Source organism: Camelimonas abortus (assembly GCF_042432745.1).
Taxonomy (GTDB): domain Bacteria; phylum Pseudomonadota; class Alphaproteobacteria; order Rhizobiales; family Beijerinckiaceae; genus Camelimonas; species Camelimonas abortus.
This window is the reverse complement of sequence record NZ_JBHLWR010000006.1, coordinates 2,217,501-2,220,000: the sequence shown is the minus strand read 5'-3', so window position 1 is coordinate 2,220,000 and position 2,500 is coordinate 2,217,501. Positions and strand designations below refer to the sequence as shown.

1 protein-coding gene and 1 pseudogene (both only partly in view) are annotated in these 2,500 nt (G+C 65.9%); both read right to left on the bottom strand.

Features of this window, described 5'->3' with window-relative positions; all coding sequences use genetic code 11:
* Nucleotides 1-241: pseudogene (locus ACFFJB_RS11880) on the bottom strand (IS3 family transposase); its annotated part reaches 826 nt to the left of the window's first position; the annotation flags it as partial.
* Between the two features lie 515 nt (nucleotides 242-756).
* A protein-coding gene (locus ACFFJB_RS11875; protein WP_376831558.1) for a M23 family metallopeptidase crosses the window boundary here: on the bottom strand, nucleotides 757-2,500 show its 3' portion. Its footprint extends 314 nt past the window's final position; the window shows 1,744 of its 2,058 coding nt (coding positions 315-2,058); its start codon lies beyond the right edge, outside the window; the stop codon is at nucleotides 757-759.

The following is a 2,500-nucleotide window of genomic DNA, read 5'->3' as shown; positions in this document are numbered from 1 at the left end:
TCAGGATCGCGTTGTCCAGCATCTGCTCGGCCAAGAGCTTCTTCAGCCGCGCGTTCTCGTCTTCCAAAGCCTTCAGGCGACGGGCATCGGACACCTCCATGCCGCCGAACTTCGCCTTGAACTTGTAGAAGGTCGCTGCCGAGATGCCATACTTGCGGCAGACATCCGCCGTCTTCGCCCCGGCCTCCTGCTCCTTCAGCATCCCGATGATCTGTTCTTCCGTGAACCGCGAGGGTCGCATCGTCCGTCTCCGTGATCGACGGACTCTACCCAAATCTGGAGGAAGTTCAGGGTCTCAGGTCACCGAATTCAAAAATTTGACGGACGGATCCGTCAAAACCTGAATTTTGTTTACGCGCTCGTCGTTCAGGTCCCCTGCGCAGGGCCCCCGTGCGCTTTCCGGATTGGCGGCCACGACCTCCCTGCGTGGGCAATCCGGAAAGCGTCTCAACAACGGCGCTAGCGACCGTTACTCAGGGCGACGCCCGCAGGCGTCTGGGGCGCAGAGCGGCGCCAGCGCGGCGTCTGGCGCGCCCGCGCCAGCAGCTCCACCAGCTGCCGGTGCGTGAGCGGAAGGGAAGAGGCGTGGCGATTATGGCTCGCCGGCACGGACTTTGGGGACGCATTTCCTCGCATGGAAACCTCCTGTCCTTTTGCGTTGGTTTATGTAGGGTAAACCCCCGCGATGCCAAGAGGGTTCCGTGCGCGCGCCACGTTATCGCGACGCGCGCCTTTTCGGGGATCGTCTGGCGGGGCTCAGTTCGCGTTCGCGCCGCCGGCGCCTGTCGTCGCCACCCGCGGCGCGCTGGCTTTCTCCATGAGCTCGTCCACCTGCTGGCGGGTGCGCCGGAAGTCGGCGAGGGCGGCGCCGTCCAGTTCGCCGCCGCGCGGAACCTTGATGCGCATTGGGTTCACGAAGCGGCCGTTGATCAGCACCTCGTAATGCAGGTGGGGTCCGGTGGAGAGGCCGGAGCTGCCAAGATAGCCGATCACCTGGCCCTGCCGCACCCGCACGCCCGGCCTGATGTTCTTCGCAAAGGCTGACTGGTGCGAATAGGTGGTGACATAGCCGTTCTTGTGCTGGATCTCGGTGTGGCGTCCGTAGCCGGAGTGCCAGCCGGCCTTGGTGACGATGCCGTCGCCTGCCGCGAGAATCGGCGTGCCCACCTTGTTGGCCCAGTCCACGCCGGTATGCATCTTGGAGTAGCCCAGGATCGGGTGGCGACGCATGCCGAAGCCGGAGCGCAGCACGCCTTCCGAAATCGGCTTGCGGAGCAGGAACTTCTTCAGCGATTTCCCGTCCCGGTCGAAATACTCGACTGTTCCGTCGGGCATCTGGTAGCGGTAGACGCCCCGGGTCTCGCCATCGACCGTCAGCGCGGCGAACAGCAGCTCCGGCGAAGCGCCGTCCTCGTCCTCGGCCATGAACACTTCCATCCGGTCGCTCGGCGAGATGTGCCGGTCCATGTCGAATTCGTAGGCGAAGATACGGATGATGTTGGCCACGGTCTCGCGCGACAGGCCATTCTTGAGGCCCGTCTCGTAGAGGCTGGCGTAAAGGCGGGGCGCGCCGCTGTCGCCGTCGTCGTCCTCGTCCAGCCGGTTGCGGCGGTTGCGGCGGCGGTCGCCGTCATCCCGGTCCGGCTCAACCGCGACATATTCGCCGTGGTCGTCCAGCGCCGCAATCGCGTCCACCCGGTCGTCGGTGATCACCATCACGCGCAGAATGCGCCGGTGGGCGACATGCGCGGGCGTCATCAGGATGCGCAGCCGGGCGCCTTCCCCGACGGAGCCTATGCGGACCCGCTGCGCCAGCGCCCGCAGGATGGCGCGAATTTCAGCGTCGCTGGCGCCGCGGGCGCGCAGCGCCGTCTCGATATTGTCGTCCCGTCCCAGCGTCACCAGTTCCTCGCCGGCCGTATTCTCCTGCGGGTCTGATTTGGCCAGAACCGTGAGGTTTTCCGGAATCACGTGCACTTCAATGCGCGAGAACGGATTGTCAGTCGGAGAAAGGTCGAATTCGCCCGCCTGGCCCTCCGCCTTTCCGCCGACGCCGATCGGCGCCAGGCTGCGCGACAGCATCAATTGCGGCGGCAGTGGCAGAACCGGCGAACCGCCAGTCTGGCGCGTCGCCTCCATCTGGCGGAACTGCTGCACCTGGGCCGCGGCCTCGGCCTCGGAAAGGCCAGCGCCGGAGAAGGCTTCCGTTCCTGTCAGCGACGACTTGACCAGCGAAACCTCGGCGTCGGAGACGTCCACTTCCGGCTGGGCGTCCGCCTCGGGTTCGCCTCCGGCATCGGTGAACATCTGCAGCGGATTGAACGCGGGGATGTCGCTCGCATACTGCCCCACGGTCATCGACAGCGGCGTGGCGATGCGCACGAAGTTGCGCGCCTTGATGACCTCCACGGAGCCGGCGCGCAGGGTCACCGGCATGCGGAACGCCTGCCGGGCGCCAGGCGCAATTTCAAAGCGCACCAGCCGGTCGCCGCGGTTGCCG